Here is a 21,859-nt window from a genome sequence, read left to right on the forward strand (position 1 = left end):
GTCGCCCAGCAAGGCGCCGGCGTGGGCACCGGTCGCGTCCTCGAAGGGCGCGACGCGCTGCTCGCCGTTGTTGACGAGCAGGTTCGGCACCATTGCATCCCCACCCTGGCCCATGGTCCGAAAGATCAGCCAGATGACCCCCGCTGCAAGAAAGCCGAGCAGGAGGGGACCGACGATGATGGCGTAGCCGATGATGACTGCGATGATGATCCACATCAGGATCGAGCGCCGCCGGTTGTGCTTGTTCGCTTCCTCCCTGTGAGCGGCGACGATCTGGTCGCCTTTTCCGGCGGGGACGGTCCGTACTTTCGGCTCGTTGTCGTCGTCCGGGTTGGGATAGACTAAGACGTCCTGCAGGTCTTCCTGCGGAAGCAGTTGGCTCATCGCCTTCGCCAGCATCGACTTGCCGGTCCCCGGCGAGCCGATCATCATGACGTGGCGGCGCTGCTTCGCCGCCTTGATAATTATATCCCGTGCCTCGTCCTGACCGATGACCTGATCGACGAGTCGATCGGGGACTTCGATGTCCTCCGTCGAGTCGATCTTCAGACCGCCCAGCAGGTCGTCCTCGGCGATCTCCTCGTCGACCTCGACGCCGGGATCGACCTCGACCGTGCTCCCCAGGTCCTCGACGGTCTCGATGTCGTCTCCCTCCGCCTCGTCGGACGACGGCTCGAACTCGTCCATCGGATCGTCGACGTCGGGACGACGGTCGCCGTCCTCCTCGAGCGGCGACTGCTCTCCCTGACGCTCGGACCGTTCCTCGTCGACGGTGTCCGAAGCGTCTTCGGGAGCGTCATCAACGTCTGTATTGTTACTCATAGAACTCGATTCAGTATCGGAGACGAGGGGATTGCGACAGATATACTTTCTCCATATAGTGGATAGTAGCAGTTGCGTCTGTCGTGGAATCCAACGGTTGTCGCGGCAAAACGGGCCGACGGTGGCGACCCCGTGTTCCGGCTGTGGGAGAGCGGAGAGACGATCACCGAGTCGAGATCGTGCGAACGGGCGAGCGTATCACAGCGCGCGACGGGGGCCAACAGCAAGTATCGGTTGCGGAGGACCTGTAGGGTGACTGGTTTCGCCGTAGAGTAGCGAACACCGGAGTGCGAGCGATACGGGTCTACTAACCGAACCGTTATCCCTCGTAATCACCGAGACCGGATATGGAACTCTCCGCCGTCGACCTGTCTCCAGTTCCCGACGACGGCACCGCGACCGATGCCTACGCGAACACCGTTGAAGCCGCACAACGGGCCGAGAAACTCGGATACTCGCGGTTCTGGGTCGCCGAACACCACGGAATGGCGAACAGGATCGCGGGGACGACGCCCGAAGTACTGCTCGGGCACCTCGCCGCCGAAACCGACTCGATCCGCCTCGGCTCGGGAGCGGTGTTGCTCAACCACTACAGCCCGTTCAAGGTCGCCGAACAGTTCGGCGCGCTGGACGCGCTCGCACCGGGTCGCATCGACGCGGGCCTCGGGCGAGCGAACGGGTCGCCGGCCGCCGACCGCGCCCTCGGGACGGACCGACGCGTGCAAAATCCCGACGACGACCACGCCGAGAAAATCGAGGCCGTCATCGATCACCTCTACGACGACTATCCCGAGGGACACGCCTACAGCGACCTCGAGCTCCCGCGCTCGGGCGAGGACGAACCGGTGCCGTGGGTGCTCGGCTCGAGTCCCTCCAGCGCGGCGATCGCGGGCGAACTCGGCTTGCGGTACTGTTTCGCGGCGTTCATCCGGCCGCAACTCGCCGCGCGTTCGTTCGAGGAGTATCGCGAGCAGTTCCAGCCGTCACGGCTGGCCGACGGCATCGAGGAGCCAGACGGGATGATCGCGGTGAACGCGGTCTGCGCCGAGACCGACGAGGAGGCGGCGCGAGTCCGAGCGGTGGCCGAGGCGTCGTTCAAGCGAATGCAACGCGGAGAGGTCGGCACCACACCGTCCATCGAGGAGGCCATCGACGAGCTCGGCGGCGTCCCCGAGCCGACGCCTGCAAGGCTCGGTTCCGACGAGTGGCCACGCGCCATCTCCGGCGACCCGGACACGCTCGCGGGCCTGTTGGAGCAACTCGCCGATCGCGTCGGCGTCGACGAAGTGATGATCCAACACGTCGTCGCCGACCACGACGACGCGCTCCGCTCGCACGAATTGCTGGCCGATGGCGTCGGCCTCGCGTCTCGCTAACGGGGGCTGCCAGTATCGGAAATCGGTGACTGGGTCGCGACTTTCGGACGGTCTGCTGTCAGTCAGTTCCGGCGCGAGCGCAACCGGCCCGCGATCGCACCGGTAGATCGGTACAGCAACCCGTCTCCGTGGAGCGACTCTCTTCCCGGTGAATTGCTCTCCCGGACACGCTCCCAGCGACTGGCAGCCGCCGGTCTCCCCTCTAAGCGAGCGGGCCGCCTTTTCGCGTCCCGGCCCCGAAGTGGCGTACGACCGATCGGTCACGAGTATCGAAGCCAACGACGCGTCCGAATCGGAGAACAGGCCCGCGGGTGTCGTCGATCGATCCTCGAGGCACGCCGGACGGCGGTCAGAATCCGATTTCCTGCCTTCCGCTGAAGGGGTGTATCACTCCTCTCTGAGGCCGTTTTCGGAGGAATACGCGATCCGCGGACGGAGCGAGCCGAGAGATCGGGCGCTCATCTCGGCACTCACCGGAACGACTCGAGCGACGAGAACGGGGCATCGCTGGAGCGGACTGTTCGATGCGTAACCTATTCTAGTTACTAACCGGCAATTATGTGCCTGATATTGGTTATTTATGGGGGTACTCTCCGAGAACGGAGTATGGGACGGACCGTGGTCTCTCGGTCAGCGATTCATGCCCAGAAACGGGCTATCGTCAAAACGCTCTGTTATCGGCTGTTCATGATGCTGATCACGATACTCGTCGCGTGGTTGATCGTCGATGACGTGAGCGCCGCGATAAATATCGGTCTCATCACTAATTTACTGAAGACGGGGACGTACTACGTCTATGAGCGGACGTGGGACCACATCACGTGGGGGGTGCTGCCTGACTCGTGACCGCCGTCGAGTCCTCGCCCTCCAGGCCGCTTGGCGTCTGGGCCGATGAAAGTACTCGATCCGTTCTCAAATTCGCCCGATCCGAAACCGCGCGAAGCGGTCCATCGGAGGCGGGGACGAGCGGCGTCTCTGTAACCGAGCAATGGCGCCGTTCGGCGTAGACGCATCGCTCTGCAACCACCTTTCGGCGGATACCAAATCCCCGGTTCTACAATAGTGCTAAAACAGAAACTTCCCCTATTCAATAACCCAAATTATGTGTTTGTCAGCGCGTTGGTTTCCATGGGTGTCGTCTCGAGATCGGAGTTCGTGGCAATGGGGTACAGCGGTGAGCCGGGGTGTGGACTCGACGGAGAACGCGGCGATTGCGACGGCATGTTTCCCTTTGGACGCAGTGAGACGAGAGATACGAATGGTGTCTCTCGAGTCGAAGAAGGGCGAATTCGGTGGAATCGATCGATTTCGGGAGTGACGGTAGCGGACAGTCAGTTACGGCGATTGTCGAATCGGATCGCAGTTTTGTCGGCCAAAACGCGATTCGGTAGTCTCCCATCTCTCGGCTGTCGGTCACCTTTCTGCACCCGATTTTGGCTCGTCTACTCACATAGTCCACACCGATCACCTCTGACAGAGAGACACTCTCAAAAAGTGTTACTATGGCCAGATAACGTGGGAAACTCGACGGAACGAGTTGGCGCTCCACAAAACGCAATCGAAGTGGAAATCTAGTAGCCACTGGAAATCAAAGCACATCTGATCGTACGATAGCTGTGCGATCAGCGAGTAACTCGTTTTAGCGGTTACTATTATAGCCGCTGAAACGAGTTATACACCGAACGGATAGTCGTCGCGCGATCGGGCATGCATCGATTTCCAGCGGCTGCTATAGCCGAAGACACCGGTGCTCCCTTCTGGAGCACGATCTCGAACCCGTCGGACGGAGCCTCTCACAGGTATTCTTATACCGAATCCGAGCGAAGGCCCAGTATGGCCGGACCGTTCCTCGGAGAACACGTTCCGGACGACGTTGCGCGATTTTCCGAGCAAATCAGACCGGAATCAGGCGACGTGCTCTCGGAGATGGAAGCGTGCGCCCACCGCGAGGGGTTCCCGATCGTCGGACCGGACGTCGGCGCGTGGCTGTGCCAACTCGCACGGATTACGGACGCGACTCGAGTCTTCGAGTTCGGATCGGGATACGGGTACTCGGCGTGTTGGTTCGCACGAGCGCTTCCCGATGACGGTGAGATCGTCCTCACCGAGGGGGACTCGGAAACCCTCGAGCGGGCACGGAAGTATCTCGAGCGCGTCGGTGCAGCCGATCTCGCGACGTTCGAGGTCGGCGAAGCCGTCGAAACCGCGTCGCGCTACGACGGGGCGTTCGATATCGCGCTGATCGACATCGAGAAATACCAGTACGTGGATGCGTTCGAGGAGATTCGCGAGTCGATCCCGCCGGGCGGCGTGGTCATCGCGGATAACACGATGTCGGCAGGCCGCGACGCCCCGGACGATACCGTGGACTTCGAGGTGCTCCTCGCCGCACTCACCGGCGAGATAGGCGACGTTCAGGGGACCGACCTCCCCGAAGAGACGAAGAAACACACCGCGGGAATTTTCGAGTATCTCACGCACGTCCGCGAGAGTTCGGCGTTCGAATCGACGCTCCTCCCGCTCGGCGATGGAGTGACGGTAACGACGCGTCTCCGGTGAGGGGGCCGATCGTTTCGACGCAGCGAACCGGTCCGGTGCATCCGCTCGTCGAGATGCCGCTCGAAGACGGATCGCGTTCGGCGTCTCGTGCCGAGCGACGTAACGGGTGGTCGGTAGCGCCGTTGCTCGACCGGTCGCCGGCGGACGGCACTCCGGGCGTTTCTTCCCGTTCGGACGAGAACCGTCCAGTATGGCGCGTATAAAGCAGTGGGATCCGGAGGAAATATCGGACGAGGACCTCGAGGAGATCTTCGAGTTCATACGCGAGAAGCAGGGGTCCGTTCCGAACCACTTCAAGATAGAGGCCAACTTCCCGGAGCTGTTCAAACACTTCTTCTACGCACAGCGCGCGCTCTGGGAGGACGGACCGCTATCGATGGAGACGATGGAACGGGTCGCCATCGCTGTCTCGATGGCGAACGACTGCGAGTACTGTACCGGCGCTCATTGTACGATCCTCGGAAACACCGGTGCCGATCGAGACGACATCGTGGCGTTTCAGGAGGGAGTCAAGGGTGACTCGTTGAACGAGTTCGAGCGGGCGATCGTCGACTTCGCGCTTCAGGTCAACGACGACCCGCACGGCGTCACGGGGGATGATATCGAGGCGCTCCGTACCGAACACGGACTCTCCGATAAAGCGCTGCTTCAGATCGTCCAGGGGGTCAACGTCTTTTCGGCCGCCAACCGGGTAAATACCGTCTTCGACACGGAGTACGATCACCCGTGGAAACGGGAGTCGACGGAACGATAACGGGCCGATTCGCGACCGGGCGTCGGTCGTAACCGATCCCGCGACCGATACTCGCTGGCGTTCCGGCGCCCGAGGACACCGTTCTCGAGTCCGCGGTACTCTCTGCGAGTCAGTATCGCTGCCGGCGTAGCGCTACACAATCGGATCGGCTATTTCAACGCCGTGGACGAACAGTGAATTTTTCCCGAGAACGCGTCCCGTTTCCACAGAGAGTGCCAAATTTAGTTTCAGGTGTGGCAAATGTAGCCGCCATCAGGGTATTAACTGTCGTAATCGGCTATGGGGAACGTGTATGCTCGAAGCTCCGTTACACACCGGTGCACAGCACCCCGACCTCCTCTGGATACTCGTCCCGAGTTTCCTCTCGTTCGTGCTGGGACTCGGACTCGGTTCGGTCTCGGATCGACTGCGCGACTGGCTCCGTCCGCAGCGGGACGCCGCGAACAACTGACCGCTACCAATGACGAGTACACGTGTTATCGCGGTCTCCGGTACCGCTCCCGGAGTGATCGACGAATGAGCGAGTTCGTTCCGGGAGCGTTGCTCCCGGCCGACGAGCCGGTGACGATAAACGAGGGACGGCCGACGACGACGGTCACGGTCGAGAACACCGGCGACCGGCCCGCACAGGTCGGCTCCCACTTCCACTTCTTCGAGGCGAACCCGGGACTCGAGTTCGACCGCGAGTCGGCGTACGGGATGCGACTGGATATTCCGGCGGGCACGGCTATTCGGTTCGAGCCCGGCTGCGAACGCGAGGTGGATCTCGTCGATATCGGCGGCGACCGGATCGTTCACGGGATGGGCGGCCTGGTCGGCGGCGAACTCGACGACGAGGACGTGCGGGTTCGAGCGATCGAGCGGGCTCGAGACCGAGGCTACATCGCGGACGAGGAGGAGGGCCGATGAGCCGGGAGCTCCCGCGCAGGGAGTACACGGAACTGTTCGGCGCGACCGAGGGCGACCGGCTTCGGTTGGGCGATACGAACCTGTTCGCGAAGATCGAGACCGACTACGGCGTCCCCGGCGAGGAGGCGGTCTTCGGCGGCGGGAAGACGATGCGCGACGGAATGGGGATGCAATCCGGCACGACGCAGGCCGAGGGGACCCTCGACTGGGTCTTTACGAACGTCGTGATCATCGATCCCGTGCTGGGCGTCTGCAAGGGAGACATCGGCGTCCGGAACGGGACGATCGTCGGCGTCGGAAAGGCGGGCAACCCGGACACGATGGACGGCGTCGACATGGTGATCGGTCAGAGTACCGACACCGTCCCCGCCGACGGGCTGATCGCGACGCCCGGCGCGCTCGACATCCACGTCCACTTCAACAGCCCGCAACTGGTCGACCACGCGCTCGCCTCGGGCGTGACGACGATGCTCGGCGGCGGCTTCGGGGGCGGTGCGACCACCTGTACGCCCGGCCCGCGGAACATCCAGCGGTTCCTGCAGGCGGCCGAGGACTGGCCGGTCAACGTGGGCTTCTACGCGAAGGGGAACAGCAGTCGGCCCGAGGCGTTGGTCGAGCAGATCGAGGCCGGCGCGTGCGGGATGAAGCTCCACGAGGACTGGGGCTCTACGCCCGCGGCGATCGACACCTGTCTCGAGGTAGCCGACGAGGAGGACGTTCAGGTCTGTATCCACACGGACACGCTGAACGAGTCGGGGTTCGTCGAGGACACCTTCGACGCCATCGACGGCCGCGCGATCCACACGTTCCACATCGAGGGCGCCGGCGGCGGCCACGCGCCGGACGTGCTCGAACTGATCGGCCACGAGCACATGCTGCCGTCGTCGACGAACCCGTCGATGCCCTACACCGAGAACACGTTCGACGAGCACCTCGACATGGTGATGGTCTGCCACCACCTCAATCCGGACGTTCCGGAGGACGTCGCCTTCGCCGAGTCGCGCATCCGCGCGGAGACGCTCAGTGCGGAGGACGTTCTCCACGACACCGGCGCCATCTCGATGATGACCACCGACTCGCAGGCGATGGGGCGGATGGCCGAACTGATCAGCCGAACGTGGCAGACCGCCCACAAGATGAAGGCCCAGCGCGGCCCGCTCGAGGCCGACGAGGGCACCGAGGCCGACAACGCGCGGATCGAGCGCTACGTCGCCAAGTACACGATCAACCCGGCGATCACGGCGGGAATCGACGACTACGTCGGCTCGCTCGAGCCCGGAACGCTCGCGGACATCGCGTTGTGGGATCCGGCCTTCTTCGGGATCAAGCCGAAAGTCGTCATCAAGGGCGGCTTCCCCGTCTGGTCCCAGATGGGCGAGGCCAACGGCTCGCTGATGACCTGCGAGCCCGTGATCGGTCGCGAACGCGCCGGCGCACAGGGGCGTGCGAAACACGGCCTCTCGGTGACGTTCGTCAGCGAGGCCGCCTCCGAGAACGAGATCGGCGACGCCTACGACCTGAAAACGCCCGTCCGGCCGGTCGAGGGCACGCGGTCGGTCCGGAAGTCCGATATGCTGCACAACGACCACTGCCCGGACGATATCGAAATCGACGCGCAGACGTTCGAGGTCGAAGTGGACGGCGAACACGTCACCTGCGACCCGGCCGAGGACGTACCGCTCGCACAGCGCTACCTGCTCTGAACCATGGTCCCGAACGAAATTTCACCGACGAATCCGGCGGTACCGACGACGCAACCGCAACCGACGCGACCGGCCTCGAGCCGCGCAACGGTGGTGAGTCGATGGGAATGAACCTCTCACCCAAGGAGATGGAGCGGCTGACGGTGTTCATGGCCGCCGAACTCGCCCGCCGGCGAAAGGACCGCGGCGTGAAGCTCAACCACCCCGAGACGGTCGCGTACATCTCCGACTGGGCCTGCGAGGCCGCCCGCGAGGGCAAGTCCGTCGCGTAGATCCGCTCGGAGGCGACCCAGTTACTCACCCGCGAGGACGTCATGGACGGCGTCCCGGCGATGGTCGACATGATCCAGATCGAACCCGTCTTCCCCGACGGAACCAAGCTGGTGACGGTCCACGATCCGATCCGCGCGGACGGTCCCGACCAGCTAGAGACGGTCGATCCGGACCCCGGCGAGGACGTCGTGACAGATCCCGACGCGCCGGGAGGCGACGACTCGAGCGAAGCGCGTACCGCGGGCGGCGGCCCCGAACCCACGGAGGGCGACTGATGGGGTACCGCGACGTCGCGAAAGTCGGTCTCGGCGGCCCCGTCGGCTCCGGGAAGACGGCGATGGTCCAGCGAATCGTCCCCGAACTCGTCGACCGGGGCTACGAGGTCGGCGTCATCGCCAACGACATCATGACCCAGGAGGACGCCGACGTCTTCCGGGAGTCGTTCGCCGACCTGCTGCCCGCGGACCTCGTCGAGGGGGTCGAAACGGGCGCCTGCCCGCACACGGGCATCCGCGAGGATCCCTCGATGAACCTCGCGGCGATCGACGAGTTCACCGAGCGTCACCCCGATCTGGACGTGGTCCTCGTCGAGAGCGGCGGCGACAATCTCGCCGCGACGTTCAACCCCGAACTGGCCGACTACTTCCTGTTCGTCATCAGCGTCGCGGAGGGCGAGGACATCCCGCGCAAGCGCGGTCCCGGCGTCTTGCAGGCCGACCTGCTGGTGGTCAACAAGATCGACCTCGCACCGCACGTCGACGCCGACCTGCAGGTGATCGAAGACGATACGAACGAGGTGCGGGGCGACGACCCGTTCGTCTTCACCGACTGCAAGGACGGCGAGGGGATCGACGCGGTCCTCGAGCACGTCGAGCGGGAGGTGCTGTTCGCGTGAGCGGGACGCGCTCGGGGACGACCGCGGACGACGGGATCGCCCTTCCGCCGTCCTTCGAGGCCTACGCCGACGAGTCGCTCGCGCAAGCGCCCGCCGGCGGCCCCGGGAAGAACGGCCTGCTCGAGGCGACGTTCGCCCGGCGGGGCGACGGCCCGACCCGGTTGATCCGCGACCGCGTGACGGTTCCCTACCACCTGACGGGAACGCTCGACACCGATCCGGTACCCGGTCTGACGACGCTGGTCGCACAGGAGCCGACCGGCGGCGTGGCACAGGGCGACCGTCACCGAATGCGGATCGACGCTCGAGCGGGGGCGCGAGCGCACGTGACGACTCAGAGCGCGACGAAGGTCCACAGCATGAAGGCGAACTACGCCCACCTGGATACCGCGCTCCGGGCGGCCGAGGGGAGCTACCTCGAGTACGTCCCCGGGCCGACGATCGTCAACGAGGACGCGCGCTGCCTCCAGACGATCGACGTCGAACTGGCGGACGACGCGGTCGTCGTGGTGGCCGATGTCCTCGTTCCGGACGGGCTGAGCGACCACGAGCCGTTCGGCTTCGATCACTATCAGTCGCGCGTCGAAGCCGAGCGCGAGGGGCGATTGGTCTGTGCCGACGCGGTCGACCTGCGGCCGAGCGAGCGCGATCCGCGCGATCCGGCCAGCGTCGGCGAGTACGGCGTCGTCGGCTCGCTGTACGTCTTCGCACCGAGCGGACGCGATGACGACGCCGCGACCGCGCCGGGCGAGAGCGATCTCGAGGCGCTGATCGACGGAATTCACGACGAGATCGCTGACCGGGACGGCGCCGAGGCCGGCGTCTCGCGGCTTCCCCACGACGGAGGCGCCATCGTTCGTCTCCTCGGCCACCGGGAGGCGGACGTGACCGAGGCGCTGCGCGCCGCGTGGGACGCGACGAGACGGCAGCTACTGGGGGTCGGCGTACCCGCCGACAGGCGATACTGATGAAACGAATCGACGGTATCGTCGGCAACGTCCACGCCGACGACGACCTCGCGGCGCTGTACGCCGGCCACGAGTCGGCGGGCTCGCTCGAGCGCGTCGTCATCGACGCGGACGACCGCCGGCGGTCTCGGTTCCGGGCGACGACGGACGCGGGTACCGACGTCGGCGTCGTGGTGGACAAAGCGGCGGTCTCGGCGGGCGACGTGTTGCTGGCCGAGGACGACCGGCTGATCGTCGTCGCGTTCGAACCCCGCGACGCGCTGGTCGTCTCGCTGCCCGACGCGACGGCCGAGCGACTCGAGGCGGCGGTCGAACTCGGCCACCGAATCGGCAACCAGCACTGGGACCTCGCGATCGACGACGGGGCCGTCTACGTCCCGCTCGAGGCCGACCGCCACATCGTCGAGCGGGTCGTCGCCGACGTCGTCCCCGGCTCGGAAATCAGCGAGACGACCGTCGAGGCCGACCTGTTCGTCACCCACCTCGAGGACGCGGACCCCGGCGGCGCACGCGCCGATTACGGCTCGGAGCACGATCGGGATCACGGGCACGAGCACGACCACAGTCACGGCCATGCGAACGATCACGGTCACAGCCACGAACACGACGATACGAACGATCACAGCCACGAACACGACACTACGCACGACCACACCCACGAATCCCACCATGGCCACTGACCCAGGTTCGTTCCTGACGGCGCTCCGGCTCTCGGACTCGTTTCTCCCCGTCGGGGGCTACACGGCCTCTTACGGCCTCGAGCAGTACATCAACGAAGGTCGGGTCGAGACCGGCGACGACCTGCGGGACCTGCTCGCGGCCTACCTCCGTCGCGTGGTCGGTCCCTGCGAAACCGTCGCGCTGGCCAACGCTCACGCGGCGTGCGCGGACGCCGATCTCGAGCGTCTCCTGGCCGTCGACGAGCGACTCCACGCGGTGACCCTGCCCCGTGAGTTCCGCGAGAGTTCGACCAAGGCTGGTGCGAAGCTCTCCGAACTGTTCGGGCCGAACGGAGCGGCGGGCTCGAACGCGGGGACGGGGCGCGGCGACGGAGACGAAGCCGGGGCCTCGTCCGACGCGACGGAAACGGCGACCGACGGTGGCGATTTCGTAGCGACCGTCGCCGACGCGATCGATACCGGCTCGACGCCGGGCCACTACCCGGTCGTCTTCGGGGTCGTCACCGCGTCGCGCGGCCTCTCGCGACTCGATGCCTGTCTCGCACACGCCTACTCGTTCGTGTCGGGGCTGCTCGGGGCGGCCCAGCGGCTCGGCCGGTTCGGGCACACCGAGATCCAGTCCGTGCTCGAGGCGCTAGCGCCGACGATAACCGAGGTCTGCGAGCGCCACGTCGACGACGAGCCGACGGCGATGGCGTCCTTTGCTCCGCTGGCCGAAATCATGGGGATGAATCACGAACGCGCCGGGCGACGGCTGTTCATGAGCTGAACCCGCGGTCGTTCGGGCTGCTGGAATCGGTCGCAGCTGCTCACTCGAGTCCGACGAGCCGGGGTCCGGAGGCGGATCGCTCGCCCTCTCGAAGGACCGCTACCGCGCCGAATTCCACGGTATCGCCGGCAGAGCTGTCGTCTCCGAGCTGGGCGACGATCGTCACGTCGTCGTCGAACCGCACCATCCCGAGCCGGTTCGGCGAGCGAACGCCGGGCGGCGTCGCGTGGACGGTCGTCGCGGTGACGACCTCACCCTGCCGGAGCCGGTAGGTGCCGATCTCCGTCGATCGACACGCCGGGCACCGTTCGCGCGTGTAATACCAGCGGTTCCCGCACGATTCACAGACGAACGCGTGGTCGGTCGGAACGTCTCGAGTCATGGTCTCTGCAGGATCGTACAGACCGCGTTGTTTCCGAATCCGGCGACGTTGAGCGCGAGCCCCGTCCGCGGATTCTCGACGCGTCGCTCCTCGGGGGCGTCGCCGCGTAACTGCCAGACCAGTTCGATTATCTGGGCGACGCCGGTCGCGCCGAGGGGATGGCCGCGGGCCTTGAGTCCGCCGCCGGGGTTGACCGGCAGCCGGCCGTCGAGGTCCGTCTCGCCCTCCGCTGTCGCCCGCCAGGCGTCGCCGGGGTCGTAGAATCCCAGCTCCTCGAGTTCGAGCAACTCGAGGATCGTGAACGCGTCGTGAATACAGGCGACGTCGACGTCGTCTTGCGTTACGTTCGCGTCGGCCAGCGCCCGCCGACCGGCTCGCTCGACGCTCTCGATCGCGAGCGGATTCGGTCGTTCGGCGACCGCGTGGGTGCCGGTCGCGCCGGTGACGCTCGCGACGCGGATCCCGTCCGTCTCCGCGGCCGTCTCGAGGACGATCGCGGCGGCGCCGTCGCTCGTCGGACAGCAGTCGTACAGTCGAAGGGGTTCCGCGACGGGCGGCGAGGTTCGCGCCTCCTCGAGGGTGATCGGTTCCTGGAACTGCGCGTACGGGTTCGCCGCGGCGTTGCGGTGGTTCTTCACGGCCACGTGCGCGAGCGCCGTCGGATCGACGTCGTACGTCCGCAGGTAGTGATCGGCCGCGAGTCCTGCGAACGACGGGAGGGTGACGCCCTGCGCGTACTCCCGGTCGTGGACGAGACGGCTGATGAGCTCCGTCGCCGCGTCCGTCTCGGCGGCCGTCATCGTCTCGACGCCGACGACGAGGGCGCGCGACGACGCGCCCGCCTCGAGCGCGTGGACGGCGCGGAGGACGGCGCTCGCACCGCTCGCGCTGGTGTTCTCGATCCGATCCGCGATCGCTCCCTCCACGCCGAGCGCGCCGCAGAGTGCGTTCTCGAGCCCCGTTCGCCCCTCGAACGCCTCGGCCGCCATGTTGCCGACGTGGACGGACGTCACGTCCGTCGGCTCGACGGCGGCGTCGGAGAGGGCCCGCCACGCCGCCCGCTCGGCCAACTCGAGCGCGGATCCTGAACGCTCGGATTCGAATCGCGTCATTCCGACGCCGGTAACGAACGCGTCGGTCATCTCGATCGCCCTCCCATCACTCCGATCCGAACGCGCCGCGCTCGGTGAGGTCGTCCAGTCGTTCCTCGTCGTAGCCGAGGTCCCGGAAGACGCTCCGGGTGTCCTCGCCCAGTTTCGGGGGCGGCGACTCGAAGCCGCTGCTCGAGCGATCGTACTTCAGCGGGTGCTCGATCACGGGAATCTCGCCGTGTTCCGGGTGCTCCATCGACGTGACAGAGTCGCGGGCCTCCGTCTGTTCGTTGTACAGCGCGTCCTCGACGTCGTGGACCGGACCCGCCGGAAGCCCCGCCTCGTCGACGAGCAGGGTCATCCACTCGTCGGTCGTCAGTTCGCGGAACGTCCGCTCGAGTTCGGTCTCGAGTTCGGCCATGTGTTCGACGCGGTCGGCGTTCGTCTCGAAGCGGTCGTCGTCGGCCAGTTCGGGGCGATCGATCGCCTCGCACAGCCCGTTCCAGAGCTTCTCATTGAGACAGGCGACGTTGAGGTAGCCGTCGGCGGTCTCGAACGTCTGGTAGGGGGCGAGCACCGGATCTTTCGTTCCCATGCGCGAGGGGGACTCGCCCGCGAACACCTTGCCGGCCTGTTTCGTCAGCCACGGAAGCGCGGCGTCGAGCATGCCGAGATCGATGGTCTCGCCCTCGCCCGTTCGTTCGCGCCGGTAGAGCGCGTTCGAGATGCCGAATGCGGCCCACATCCCGGTGATGAGATCGGTCGTCGGGAGGCCGACTTTCACGGGCCGGCCGTCGGGCTCTCCGGTGACGCTCATCATGCCACTCATCCCCTGGATCAGCAGATCGTAGCCGGGCCGTTCGCGCCAAGGGCCCGTCTGTCCGAACGCCGAAATCGCGCAGTAGATGACGTCGTCGTTGTGCGAACGGATCGTCGCTTCGTCGACGTCGAGGCGCTCGGCCGTCCCCGGACGGTAGTTCTGGAGGAAGACGTCGGCCTCGCTCGCGAGGTCGTACAGCGCCTCCCGTCCGGCGTCGCTCTTGAGGTCGAGTTCGACGCTCTTCTTGCCGTAGTTGACCGTCCAGAAGTACGGCGACTCGCCGTCGATGAACGGCGGCCCCGAGTGTCGGTTGTCGTCGCCGACGCCGGGCCGCTCGACTTTGATTACCTCGGCGCCCTGATTAGCGAGCATCAGCGAGCAGAAGCCGCCGGTAACGAACGTGGTCAGATCGACGACTCTCACGCCGTCGAGAATGCGATCACCGGTAGTCATGTGATACCATGACCGATTCGCACAGTCGACAAAAAACTTTGCTATCGGCGGTCTCGGCTCCGACTCATTCGAGGTCGTCCGTCGAGATAACCCGGCCTCACCTCATTCGAGACTGTCCGTCGGAATCACGTCCACTCGCGCTCCGGCGTCGAGGGGTTCGGTCGTGAGCACGAAGCCGTCGGCGGTCGCCGCGCGCGTACTCGAGGAGAGCACGCTGGGATCGAACGTCTCCTCGTACACCGCGAGCGGCGAGTCCACGTGCCCGAGCGGCGTGGCGTCCTCGCCCTCGAGGGTGACCGGAATCGCGTACTCGAACCCCTCGGGACCGAGTCCGACGTCGTGGGTGAACGTTCGCTCGAGCGTCGGCGTCGTTCGATCGCCCGTGAACAGCGGACGTGCGACGAGGGCGGCGCTCACGTACGCCCCGATCGGTTTCCCGGGAATAGCGACGGCAAGGGCGTCGTGGTCGGGCAGCCGAGCGACGGCGATCGGCTTCCCCGGTCGGATCCGAACCCTGTGGAAGACGACGTCGCCGAGGGACTCGAGCGCGTCGATCACGTAGTCCTTCTTGCCCACGCTCGTTCCGCCGGTGGTGACGACCACGTCGGACTCGCTCGCGAGTTCGGCGATCCGCCGTTCGACCCGATCCCCCTCGTCGGGGACCGATCCCCGATACGACGGGGAATGCCCCCAGGACCCCACCAGGTTACAGAGCATCGGCGAATCGAGGTCCGTGTGCCGGCCCTCGTGGATCTCGGTCCCCGTGGCGAGCACGGCGACCGACAGCGGTGCGGTGACGACGACCGACTCCCGGCCGAGGTCCCGAAGCAAGACGGCGTCGAGCGCCGTGAGCCGATCACCGGGCGCGTAGAGTTGCTCGCCAGCCTCGACGTTCGAGCCGCGCTCGTAGACGTAGGTTCCGGCCGCGAGGTCGGGCCTCTGCAGGCGGTCGCCGTCGACGATCGCGTCCTCGCGCTTGACGACGGTATCCGCTCGATCGGGAAGCGGTGCCCCCGTGGCGATCTCGATCGCCCGTCCGGCCTCGAGCGCGGGGGGCTTCGTCTCCGGGAACACCGCTTTCTCGACGATCTCGAGCGGCCCGTCGTCGGCGGCGGCGAACGCGTAGCCGTCCATGGTGGCGCGATCGGTCGTCGGCTGTGCCGTCTCGGCGACGACCGACTCGGCGAGGCGGCGGCCGGCGATCTCGGCGACCGTTCCGGTCGCCGTCGCTCGATCCTCGAGGAACGCCTCGCGAGCGGCGAGAACGCGGTCGACGGCCTCTCGCTGCCAGCACATCTCGTCGTACTCGTCCATGCCCCAGCATCGTCAGTGACCGGAAAAAAGGTTCGGTTGGGACGGTCGCGGCACCGCACCGGTAGCCGAGGCGTTCGGTGCGGTCGAGAGACGGTCCAACGGATCGGCTTCGTCGCGAAACGTGAACCGCTCCACGTCGTCTTCCTCGACCGGCCGAGGTCGTTCGACGATCGACGGTCGGCGATCAGTCCGCGCGATCGACGGGTTTCGATGTGTCGTCCGAGCGAAGGCGATCGAAGACGCTGACGAAGTCGTCTTCGTCCTCCGAGAGCTCGTCCCACGCGTCGAGCCCTCGTTCTTCGGTCGTTCCCTCGATGGTGTTGTCGAGGACGAACGCGATGATGCCACCGATGGCCATCCCCGTTCCGAGGATGACGAACAGCGTCTGCGAGACGAGTTCGGTTCCCAACACCGGGCCGAGAACGGCGATGCCCTCGAGTCCGGCCTGGAAGTCGGTTACGGCCCCGACGTTGCTGATGTAGTTCGGAATCGCGAGCCCCGAGAACAGCGCGAGACCGACGATGAACACGTTCCGGTTCGTGTCGAGGTCGACGTACTTCAGGTTCGAGAGACCGACCGCGGTGATCTGTCCGAACATCGCGAGGAACAGCGCCCCGACGATCGGATTGGGGATGGTCGCGACCAGCTGACCGAAGTAGCCGACGTAGCCGACGACCAACATCACGAGCGCACCGATCTGCACGACGTATCGGGACGCCACGCCGGTGATCCCGATGGCGCCGACGTTCTCCGAGTAGGAGGTCGATCCGTTCCCGGTCCCCATGATGCCGGCGAACAGGTTACCGAGTCCCTCCATGCCGATGCCGTGGTTGATTCGCTTCTTGCTGGGTGCGGCCATTCCCGACAGCCGGGCGACGGCGAAGTAGTCGCCGTAGCTCTCGATCATGGACGCGACGACGCCGGCGAACATTCCGATGATGAACGACGTCGTGAACGTGGGCATCCCCCACTGGAGCGGCGAGACCGGCTGGATCGCGGACGCCGAGGTGACGGCTCCGAAGTCCACGAACCCGGCTGCGCCGGACCCGTAAACGCCGCCAACCGAGAGCAGGGCGGCGATAATCCACGCGAGACCGACGCCGAGCAGGATCGGGAACAGTCGGAACACGGTGTGGTACTTGTCGAGGTACTGCGAGAACGCGATGATGAGCACCAGGGTGAGGCCGAACAGCCACCAATCCTGGGCTCCGCTCGTGATCTGTGGCGTATTGAACAAAGCGAGACCGATCAACGCGATGGTCGGTGCGATAACGACCGGCGAAAGGAACCGTTTCAGCGCGCCCATCACGCCGGTGTAGCCGATTACCACTTCGACGAGCGCTGCGACGATGATCGCGCCCTGTAGCTCCCGCAACATGAGTTCGTACCCGACGCCCTGGGCGCCGAGGGCGCCGATGATCGCGATCGCCGGAGCGATCATCGAGAACGTCCCGCCCTGCACGATCGGGTACCGATTACCGATCGTCGTCTGTGCGAGGGTCGCGACGCCCGAAACGACGAAGAAGGTCCCGATCAGTTGCGCCTGAGCGGACGCGGGCATTGACGCGCCCGCGCCCTGCATCGCTCCGATGAGTACCAGCGGGATCGCGATGGTCGAACCGATCATCGTGAGGTAGTGCTGGAACCCCAACAGTATCGACTCGAGGAGCGGCGGTTTGTCTTCGATGCTGTATTCGACGAAATCCGACTCCTGCGGGGCCGGAATGTTCCCCTCTGCAGCGGCTATGCCGTCGCCGTCGTTCGGTGGATCGTTGTCTGTCATATCGTGACTCCGATAGTGTGATGGGATGTCATCCCTACACCCCTCATAATTCAAAGACAATTACTTAAGTCTGTTGCTAGCTCTTGACAAAGCATGTTCAAAAATACTCGAGTTTATTGCATAGAGTCGGTCAGATTCTGGAGTAATCGCTTCCATATTTGACCGAAATCTATATTTGATTGTTTAATCTAAATACGATCGTATATGGTAGACATACTCATACGAGGAGGAACTGTCGTCACGGCCACGGATACGTTCGAGGCCGACGTCGGAATCACCGGCGAACGAATCGTCGCTGTCGGGGACGGCGACGAGATGAGCGACGCCGAGACGGTCGTGGACGCGACTGACAGACTGGTGCTGCCCGGCGTGGTCGATCCCCACGTCCACATCGACGACATGTTTTCCTTCGACACCTACGAAACCGCCTCGAAGGCGGCGGCCCTGGGCGGAACGACCACGTTCATCGACTTCGCCTGGCAGGCCTGGGTCGGCGAGACGAGCCTGTGGGACGAGGAGGGGTCGCTCCTGGAGGGGATCGAACGCAAACGCGACAAAGCGGAGAATCCGGTCGTCGACTACGGGCTCCACGCCGCGATCACTCGAGAAGACGAGGCGGTCTTCGACGAGTTCGAGGCCGTCGTGGAAGCCGGCGTCCCCACGTTCAAGCTGTTCACCGCCTACGAGTTCGGGTTGACGAACGGGTTCATGGACCGGACGTTCGGCGAACTGGCCGACCACGACGCGGTCGCCGTCTTGCACTCGGAAGACGGTGCCCTCTGTGATTATCTGGCCGAGCGGTTCCAGGCCGAGGGGAAGGGAGACCCCGAATGGTATCCCCGATCGCGGCCGGATTACGCGGAAGCGATGGCCGCCGAGGACGCCGTCAGGATGGCGATGGAGGCTGGGTGTCGGTACTACGGGATCCACACGTCCTGTCGGAAGTCCGCCGAAGTGCTCGCGCAGTTCCGGGAGGAGTTCGGCGAGGAGATGGTTCGGGCGGAGACGTGTACTCACTACACGACGCTGGACGATTCCATCTTCGCAGAGATGGGACACCTCCCGATGATCGCCCCGCCGATTCGGAAACCCGACGACAACGAGGCGATGTTCGAGCACCTCGAGCGCGGGACGCTCGACGTCGTCTCGACGGATCACTGCGGGTACACGGAGGAGAGCAAACAGGTCGAGAACTGGTGGGACAGCAAGTTCGGCGCGAACGCCCTCCAGACGAGCTTGCCGGTGTTCCACGACGAAGCGGTCAACGAGCGCGGCTACTCGTATCCGTTCCTCGTTCGCGCGATGTGTACGAACCCGGCTCGCGTGTTCGGACTCTCCTCGAAGGGAACGCTCGAACCGGGGACCGACGCCGACGTCCTCGTGTTCGATCCCGACGCGTCCGACACCATCGACGCCGAGGACAACGCGAGCGTCGCCGATTTCTCCATCTACGAGGGCCGGGAGGTCACCGGCCGCGTCGAGAAGACCTTCGTCCGGGGCGAACTCGTGGCCGACGACGGCGAAATCGTGGGGGAGCCCGGACACGGCCAGTTCGTCGAACGGGATCTCCCCGACTGGGAGTTCTGATCTGGGCCGGGAACCACTCCGGTATCGGCCGGCGGGCCACTCCGGTATCCGCCTGCGTACCCGGCTCTCTTTTGTCGATTACTCCCCGTTCGCGAGTCGGAGCGCCGCGTTGGCGATCGTGTTCGCCGCCGAGTAGCAGTCGTCCCAGCTCGTGTACTCCGTCTCGTTGTGGCTCTTGCCGTCCTCGCTGACCGCGAACACCATACTGGTATCACAGACGTCGGTGAGGTGGACGGCGTCGTGGCCGGCGCCGCTGAAGATGCGCATGCTGTCGTAGCCGAGTTCGTCGGCCGACGCCTGCACGGCGTCGACGCAGGTGTCGGCGAACTGGACGCCGTCCGACTGGTGGCGCTTCTCCCACTCCCAGTCGAGGCCCTCTCGCTCCGCCGCCGCCTCCGCTTCGGCGAGCACCCGGCGTTTCGCCTCCTCGACGATATCGTCGGACGGATCCCGGAATCCGAACGTGAACGTCACTTCGTCGGGAATGATGTTAATGGAGTTGGGTTGTGCGTCGACGTAGCCGACCGTTCCGACGGTTCGATCGCCCAGCGTGCTCGGGATGCGACGGACCTGCGTGATCACGTCGGCGGCCCCGACGAGCGCGTCGTTGCGGAAGTGCATCGGGGTCGGACCCGAGTGGTCCGCCTCGCCGTAGTACGTGATCGCACCCCAGTAGAATCCGACGACGCCCGTGACGACGCCGACCTCCTTGCCCTCCAGTTCGAGGTACGGCCCTTGCTCGATGTGGAGTTCGAGGTACGCCTCGTACTCTTCCTGGGGCTCGGCCGGAACGTCGCCCCGGTACCCGATCCGTTCGAGTTCGTCGACCAGCCGATTCCCGTTCTCGTCGGTCCGGTCGTACTCCGTCTCGATGTCGTGTGCACCGACCCAGACGCCGCTGCCCTGCATCGCCGGCTGGTAGCGCGACCCCTCCTCGTTCGTCCAGTTGACGATCTCTATCGGGTGTTCGGTCTCGATCCCCTCTTCCTCGAGCGTGCGGAGCATTTCGAGGGGAGCGATCACGCCGAGCGCCCCGTCGTAGATCCCCCCGTACGGCTGGGAATCGAGGTGCGACCCGATCAGGACCGGCGCGGCGTCGGGATCCGCCCCCTCGCGGCGCCCGAACATGTTTCCGAATTCGTCGATCCGGACGTCGAGCCCGAGTTCCTCGAGCTGATCGCGGAACCAGTCCCGGATCTCCCTGTCCTCGTCGGACAGCGCGAGCCGGTGGAGGCCGCCATCTTCCGTACCGCCGATCGCCGCCTGTTCTTTCATCGTCTCGACGAAGCGCTCTCTGTCAATCTGTATCGACATACGTTCACGACTGTCAGGGTACGTATTAACTCTTGTCCTAATCACGGAGAAATACTCGAATACAGCACCTCATTCTCCCAGATAATCGGACACATCGATACAATACCGCGTTTTCGTAGCGGTGGAACCAAAGTATATGTAGACGTGGACCCGTTCGTGGTGTATGCACGCTACACATACTGCCGTCACGGTGAGCGACCTCGAGGCGACGACCGATTTCTACGAGGGGGTGCTCGGACTGGAGTACCAGCGGAAGTTCACGGGTGACGACGGTGTCGTCAACTATTACGTCGGAACCGACGCCGGCGCATCCCTCCAGTTCAAGTTCGACCCGAACGCCGACGTGACCGTCGATCCGTCGGGTATCGATCACCTCGCGTTCTCGGTCGAGGACGTCGACGCGACCTTCGAACGAGTCCGCGAGGAGAGCGGGTGCGACGTCCACCTCGAACCGACGACGTTCGACGCGGCGAACAGGCGAGCGGCGTTCGTCTACGATCCGGACGGCTACGTCGTCGAGTTCGTTCAGCCGATCTGAGACGGTCTGTTGGAACTCATTTCCGGAGCAACCGCAGGACGGTTCGCGGTTGCTCCGGTAGATCGTTAGAACGGACCGTATAATTCACGCAGACTCCTCCTCGCCGTCACACGGCGTCTCTCCCTCGTCGTCACAAGCCGTCGCCACCTCTCCGTCACACAGTACTCCTACCTCCTCGCTCCGCAGGGAGTCGGTATCCGCGTTCGCCCTCGCGGCCGAGTCTGCCCGCTCGAGGGTCCGATCGGGGAGTGCGGCCCGCTGTCCGACCACAACAGTAAGGACGGTGACCGCTCATGCTGTACTCGTGACCACCGATAACGCACTCGACGACGTCGACGCCGCTGCCGCGGAGACGTTCGCGCTTCGACGCGGCGACGCGTTCGCGCTCACGGCGGACCACATCTACGTCGTTCGCGGCGACGGAGAACAGATGCGTATCGCCTTCGAGGACGTCGTAGAGGTCGAGTACAACGCCTTCGATTGGTTTCTCGCCGTGCTCAGCGTCGTACTCATCCTGTTCGGCGGGTACTCGACGACGGAACACGTGCTCGGCGGCGTCGCGTTCGCCGCCGTCGGCGTCGTGAGCCTCTTCCTGACGTACCGCAAGCGCGGCAAACTCTCGTTCAAAGTTACCGGTCGCACGAAACCGCTCACGGTGTTTCCCGAGCGGCCGAACGCCGCCTACGAGGCACTCCGTCCGCGTCTGTCGGAGTGAACCCCCTCCGGCAGGCGGACTCGTCCGGCTCCGGCTGCACTCACGGTTCGCGACGCGGTTTTCGCTCACGGTGCTCGCTCCGACCCGCAGACTGTGCGATCGGTGTGTAATCCGTTTCGGTTAGTACGATACTATCTCCGACCGCTCCCGTCGT

22 protein-coding genes and 1 pseudogene are annotated in these 21,859 nt (G+C 65.1%); 15 read left to right on the plus strand and 8 right to left on the minus strand.

The window, feature by feature from the left end; translation table 11 throughout:
- Nucleotides 1-822: ATP-binding protein (locus tag AC0QDI_RS14260; protein WP_474669255.1), on the minus strand; the 822-nt coding region annotated here is incomplete at its 3' end.
- Between the two features lie 347 nt (nucleotides 823-1,169).
- Here AC0QDI_RS14260 and AC0QDI_RS14265 point away from each other — a divergent pair.
- The 12 genes and pseudogenes from AC0QDI_RS14265 (at nucleotide 1,170) to AC0QDI_RS14320 (ending at nucleotide 11,708) form a co-directional block, all read left to right on the plus strand.
- Nucleotides 1,170-2,198 carry an LLM class flavin-dependent oxidoreductase gene (locus tag AC0QDI_RS14265; protein WP_474669257.1) on the plus strand — a complete coding sequence of 343 codons (1,029 nt, stop codon included), beginning with the start codon at nucleotides 1,170-1,172 and terminating at the stop codon, nucleotides 2,196-2,198.
- Between the two features lie 606 nt (nucleotides 2,199-2,804).
- Nucleotides 2,805-3,044, plus strand: a complete 240-nt coding sequence (locus tag AC0QDI_RS14270) for a DUF2061 domain-containing protein (RefSeq protein WP_474669259.1) — start codon at nucleotides 2,805-2,807, stop codon at nucleotides 3,042-3,044.
- Between the two features lie 987 nt (nucleotides 3,045-4,031).
- Entirely contained in the window at nucleotides 4,032-4,757 is a 726-nt protein-coding gene (locus tag AC0QDI_RS14275) for an O-methyltransferase (RefSeq protein WP_474669261.1), read from the plus strand.
- A 190-nt stretch (nucleotides 4,758-4,947) separates the two neighbouring features.
- Entirely contained in the window at nucleotides 4,948-5,511 is a 564-nt protein-coding gene (locus tag AC0QDI_RS14280) for a carboxymuconolactone decarboxylase family protein (protein WP_474669263.1), read from the plus strand.
- A gap of 292 nt (nucleotides 5,512-5,803) precedes the next feature.
- Nucleotides 5,804-5,962 carry a hypothetical protein gene (locus AC0QDI_RS14285; RefSeq protein WP_474669265.1) on the plus strand — a complete coding sequence of 53 codons (159 nt, stop codon included), beginning with the start codon at nucleotides 5,804-5,806 and terminating at the stop codon, nucleotides 5,960-5,962.
- Nucleotides 5,963-6,027: 65 nt separating this feature from the next.
- Nucleotides 6,028-6,420 (plus strand): urease subunit beta, encoded by a 393-nt coding sequence (locus AC0QDI_RS14290; RefSeq protein ID WP_474669267.1) that lies wholly within the window; start codon nucleotides 6,028-6,030, stop codon nucleotides 6,418-6,420.
- Nucleotides 6,417-8,123, plus strand: a complete 1,707-nt coding sequence (gene ureC / locus AC0QDI_RS14295; RefSeq protein ID WP_474669269.1) for an urease subunit alpha — start codon at nucleotides 6,417-6,419, stop codon at nucleotides 8,121-8,123. The genes AC0QDI_RS14290 and ureC overlap by 4 nt, the downstream gene beginning before the upstream one ends.
- Before the next feature lie 107 nt (nucleotides 8,124-8,230).
- Nucleotides 8,231-8,671: pseudogene (locus tag AC0QDI_RS14300) on the plus strand (urease subunit gamma).
- The gene (gene ureG, locus AC0QDI_RS14305) at nucleotides 8,671-9,291 is read left to right on the plus strand and encodes an urease accessory protein UreG (RefSeq protein ID WP_474669271.1); all 621 of its coding nucleotides are present in this window, start codon (nucleotides 8,671-8,673) and stop codon (nucleotides 9,289-9,291) included. Before AC0QDI_RS14300 ends, ureG begins: the two are co-directional and overlap by 1 nt.
- A complete protein-coding gene (locus AC0QDI_RS14310) occupies nucleotides 9,288-10,259 on the plus strand; it encodes an urease accessory protein UreD (protein ID WP_474669273.1) in 972 nt (323 codons plus the stop codon). Before ureG ends, AC0QDI_RS14310 begins: the two co-directional genes overlap by 4 nt.
- Nucleotides 10,259-10,939 (plus strand): urease accessory protein UreE, encoded by a 681-nt coding sequence (ureE, locus tag AC0QDI_RS14315; RefSeq protein WP_474669275.1) that lies wholly within the window; start codon nucleotides 10,259-10,261, stop codon nucleotides 10,937-10,939. Before AC0QDI_RS14310 ends, ureE begins: the two co-directional genes overlap by 1 nt.
- Nucleotides 10,929-11,708, plus strand: a complete 780-nt coding sequence (locus AC0QDI_RS14320; protein WP_474669277.1) for an urease accessory protein UreF — start codon at nucleotides 10,929-10,931, stop codon at nucleotides 11,706-11,708. The genes ureE and AC0QDI_RS14320 overlap by 11 nt, the downstream gene beginning before the upstream one ends.
- Before the next feature lie 40 nt (nucleotides 11,709-11,748).
- Here the strand turns inward: AC0QDI_RS14320 and AC0QDI_RS14325 are convergent, their stop codons facing one another.
- From AC0QDI_RS14325 to AC0QDI_RS14345, 5 genes are all read right to left on the minus strand, one after another.
- On the minus strand, nucleotides 11,749-12,090 hold the full coding sequence (locus AC0QDI_RS14325) for a Zn-ribbon domain-containing OB-fold protein (protein WP_474669279.1): 342 nt from the start codon (nucleotides 12,088-12,090) through the stop codon (nucleotides 11,749-11,751).
- Nucleotides 12,087-13,232 (minus strand): thiolase C-terminal domain-containing protein, encoded by a 1,146-nt coding sequence (locus tag AC0QDI_RS14330; protein ID WP_474669281.1) that lies wholly within the window; start codon nucleotides 13,230-13,232, stop codon nucleotides 12,087-12,089. Before AC0QDI_RS14330 ends, AC0QDI_RS14325 begins: the two co-directional genes overlap by 4 nt.
- Before the next feature lie 16 nt (nucleotides 13,233-13,248).
- Entirely contained in the window at nucleotides 13,249-14,454 is a 1,206-nt protein-coding gene (locus tag AC0QDI_RS14335; RefSeq protein WP_474669283.1) for a CaiB/BaiF CoA transferase family protein, read from the minus strand.
- 102 nt (nucleotides 14,455-14,556) lie between these two features.
- Nucleotides 14,557-15,768, minus strand: a complete 1,212-nt coding sequence (locus AC0QDI_RS14340) for a molybdopterin molybdotransferase MoeA (RefSeq protein WP_474669285.1) — start codon at nucleotides 15,766-15,768, stop codon at nucleotides 14,557-14,559.
- A gap of 184 nt (nucleotides 15,769-15,952) precedes the next feature.
- Complete coding sequence (locus AC0QDI_RS14345) at nucleotides 15,953-17,551, minus strand: uracil-xanthine permease family protein (RefSeq protein ID WP_474669287.1); 1,599 nt, start codon at nucleotides 17,549-17,551, stop codon at nucleotides 15,953-15,955.
- Nucleotides 17,552-17,755: 204 nt separating this feature from the next.
- Between AC0QDI_RS14345 and AC0QDI_RS14350 the strand changes: the two genes are divergently transcribed.
- Nucleotides 17,756-19,138: a dihydroorotase gene (locus AC0QDI_RS14350; protein WP_474669289.1), complete on the plus strand. Its 1,383-nt coding sequence runs from the start codon at nucleotides 17,756-17,758 to the stop codon at nucleotides 19,136-19,138.
- Between the two features lie 78 nt (nucleotides 19,139-19,216).
- On the opposite strand, the gene AC0QDI_RS14355 is transcribed toward AC0QDI_RS14350, so the two are convergent.
- Nucleotides 19,217-20,452 carry a M20 family metallo-hydrolase gene (locus AC0QDI_RS14355; RefSeq protein WP_474669291.1) on the minus strand — a complete coding sequence of 412 codons (1,236 nt, stop codon included), beginning with the start codon at nucleotides 20,450-20,452 and terminating at the stop codon, nucleotides 19,217-19,219.
- A gap of 163 nt (nucleotides 20,453-20,615) precedes the next feature.
- Between AC0QDI_RS14355 and AC0QDI_RS14360 the strand changes: the two genes are divergently transcribed.
- Nucleotides 20,616-20,990 carry a VOC family protein gene (locus AC0QDI_RS14360; protein ID WP_474669293.1) on the plus strand — a complete coding sequence of 125 codons (375 nt, stop codon included), beginning with the start codon at nucleotides 20,616-20,618 and terminating at the stop codon, nucleotides 20,988-20,990.
- Between the two features lie 84 nt (nucleotides 20,991-21,074).
- Here the strand turns inward: AC0QDI_RS14360 and AC0QDI_RS14365 are convergent, their stop codons facing one another.
- A complete protein-coding gene (locus AC0QDI_RS14365) occupies nucleotides 21,075-21,260 on the minus strand; it encodes a hypothetical protein (protein WP_474669295.1) in 186 nt (61 codons plus the stop codon).
- A gap of 34 nt (nucleotides 21,261-21,294) precedes the next feature.
- Here AC0QDI_RS14365 and AC0QDI_RS14370 point away from each other — a divergent pair, with 34 nt between their 5' ends.
- Nucleotides 21,295-21,705: a hypothetical protein gene (locus AC0QDI_RS14370; protein ID WP_474669297.1), complete on the plus strand. Its 411-nt coding sequence runs from the start codon at nucleotides 21,295-21,297 to the stop codon at nucleotides 21,703-21,705.
- The last annotated feature ends 154 nt before the right edge of the window (nucleotides 21,706-21,859 follow it).

This window comes from Natrinema sp. LJW11, assembly GCF_056135975.1.

Bases quoted from the DNA above. Each gene is read 5' to 3' on its own strand.
- AC0QDI_RS14285 (WP_474669265.1), top strand. From the start codon at position 5,804: ATGCTCGAAGCTCCGTTACACACCGGTGCACAGCACCCCGACCTCCTC.
- AC0QDI_RS14340 (WP_474669285.1), bottom strand. From the start codon at position 15,768: ATGGACGAGTACGACGAGATGTGCTGGCAGCGAGAGGCCGTCGACCGC.
- ureC (WP_474669269.1), top strand. From the start codon at position 6,417: ATGAGCCGGGAGCTCCCGCGCAGGGAGTACACGGAACTGTTCGGCGCG.
- AC0QDI_RS14290 (WP_474669267.1), top strand. From the start codon at position 6,028: ATGAGCGAGTTCGTTCCGGGAGCGTTGCTCCCGGCCGACGAGCCGGTG.
- ureG (WP_474669271.1), top strand. From the start codon at position 8,671: ATGGGGTACCGCGACGTCGCGAAAGTCGGTCTCGGCGGCCCCGTCGGC.
- AC0QDI_RS14320 (WP_474669277.1), top strand. From the start codon at position 10,929: ATGGCCACTGACCCAGGTTCGTTCCTGACGGCGCTCCGGCTCTCGGAC.
- AC0QDI_RS14265 (WP_474669257.1), top strand. From the start codon at position 1,170: ATGGAACTCTCCGCCGTCGACCTGTCTCCAGTTCCCGACGACGGCACC.
- AC0QDI_RS14345 (WP_474669287.1), bottom strand. From the start codon at position 17,551: ATGACAGACAACGATCCACCGAACGACGGCGACGGCATAGCCGCTGCA.
- AC0QDI_RS14275 (WP_474669261.1), top strand. From the start codon at position 4,032: ATGGCCGGACCGTTCCTCGGAGAACACGTTCCGGACGACGTTGCGCGA.
- AC0QDI_RS14335 (WP_474669283.1), bottom strand. From the start codon at position 14,454: ATGACTACCGGTGATCGCATTCTCGACGGCGTGAGAGTCGTCGATCTG.
- AC0QDI_RS14280 (WP_474669263.1), top strand. From the start codon at position 4,948: ATGGCGCGTATAAAGCAGTGGGATCCGGAGGAAATATCGGACGAGGAC.
- ureE (WP_474669275.1), top strand. From the start codon at position 10,259: ATGAAACGAATCGACGGTATCGTCGGCAACGTCCACGCCGACGACGAC.
- AC0QDI_RS14360 (WP_474669293.1), top strand. From the start codon at position 20,616: ATGCACGCTACACATACTGCCGTCACGGTGAGCGACCTCGAGGCGACG.
- AC0QDI_RS14355 (WP_474669291.1), bottom strand. From the start codon at position 20,452: ATGTCGATACAGATTGACAGAGAGCGCTTCGTCGAGACGATGAAAGAA.
- AC0QDI_RS14325 (WP_474669279.1), bottom strand. From the start codon at position 12,090: ATGACTCGAGACGTTCCGACCGACCACGCGTTCGTCTGTGAATCGTGC.
- AC0QDI_RS14330 (WP_474669281.1), bottom strand. From the start codon at position 13,232: ATGACCGACGCGTTCGTTACCGGCGTCGGAATGACGCGATTCGAATCC.
- AC0QDI_RS14270 (WP_474669259.1), top strand. From the start codon at position 2,805: ATGGGACGGACCGTGGTCTCTCGGTCAGCGATTCATGCCCAGAAACGG.
- AC0QDI_RS14350 (WP_474669289.1), top strand. From the start codon at position 17,756: ATGGTAGACATACTCATACGAGGAGGAACTGTCGTCACGGCCACGGAT.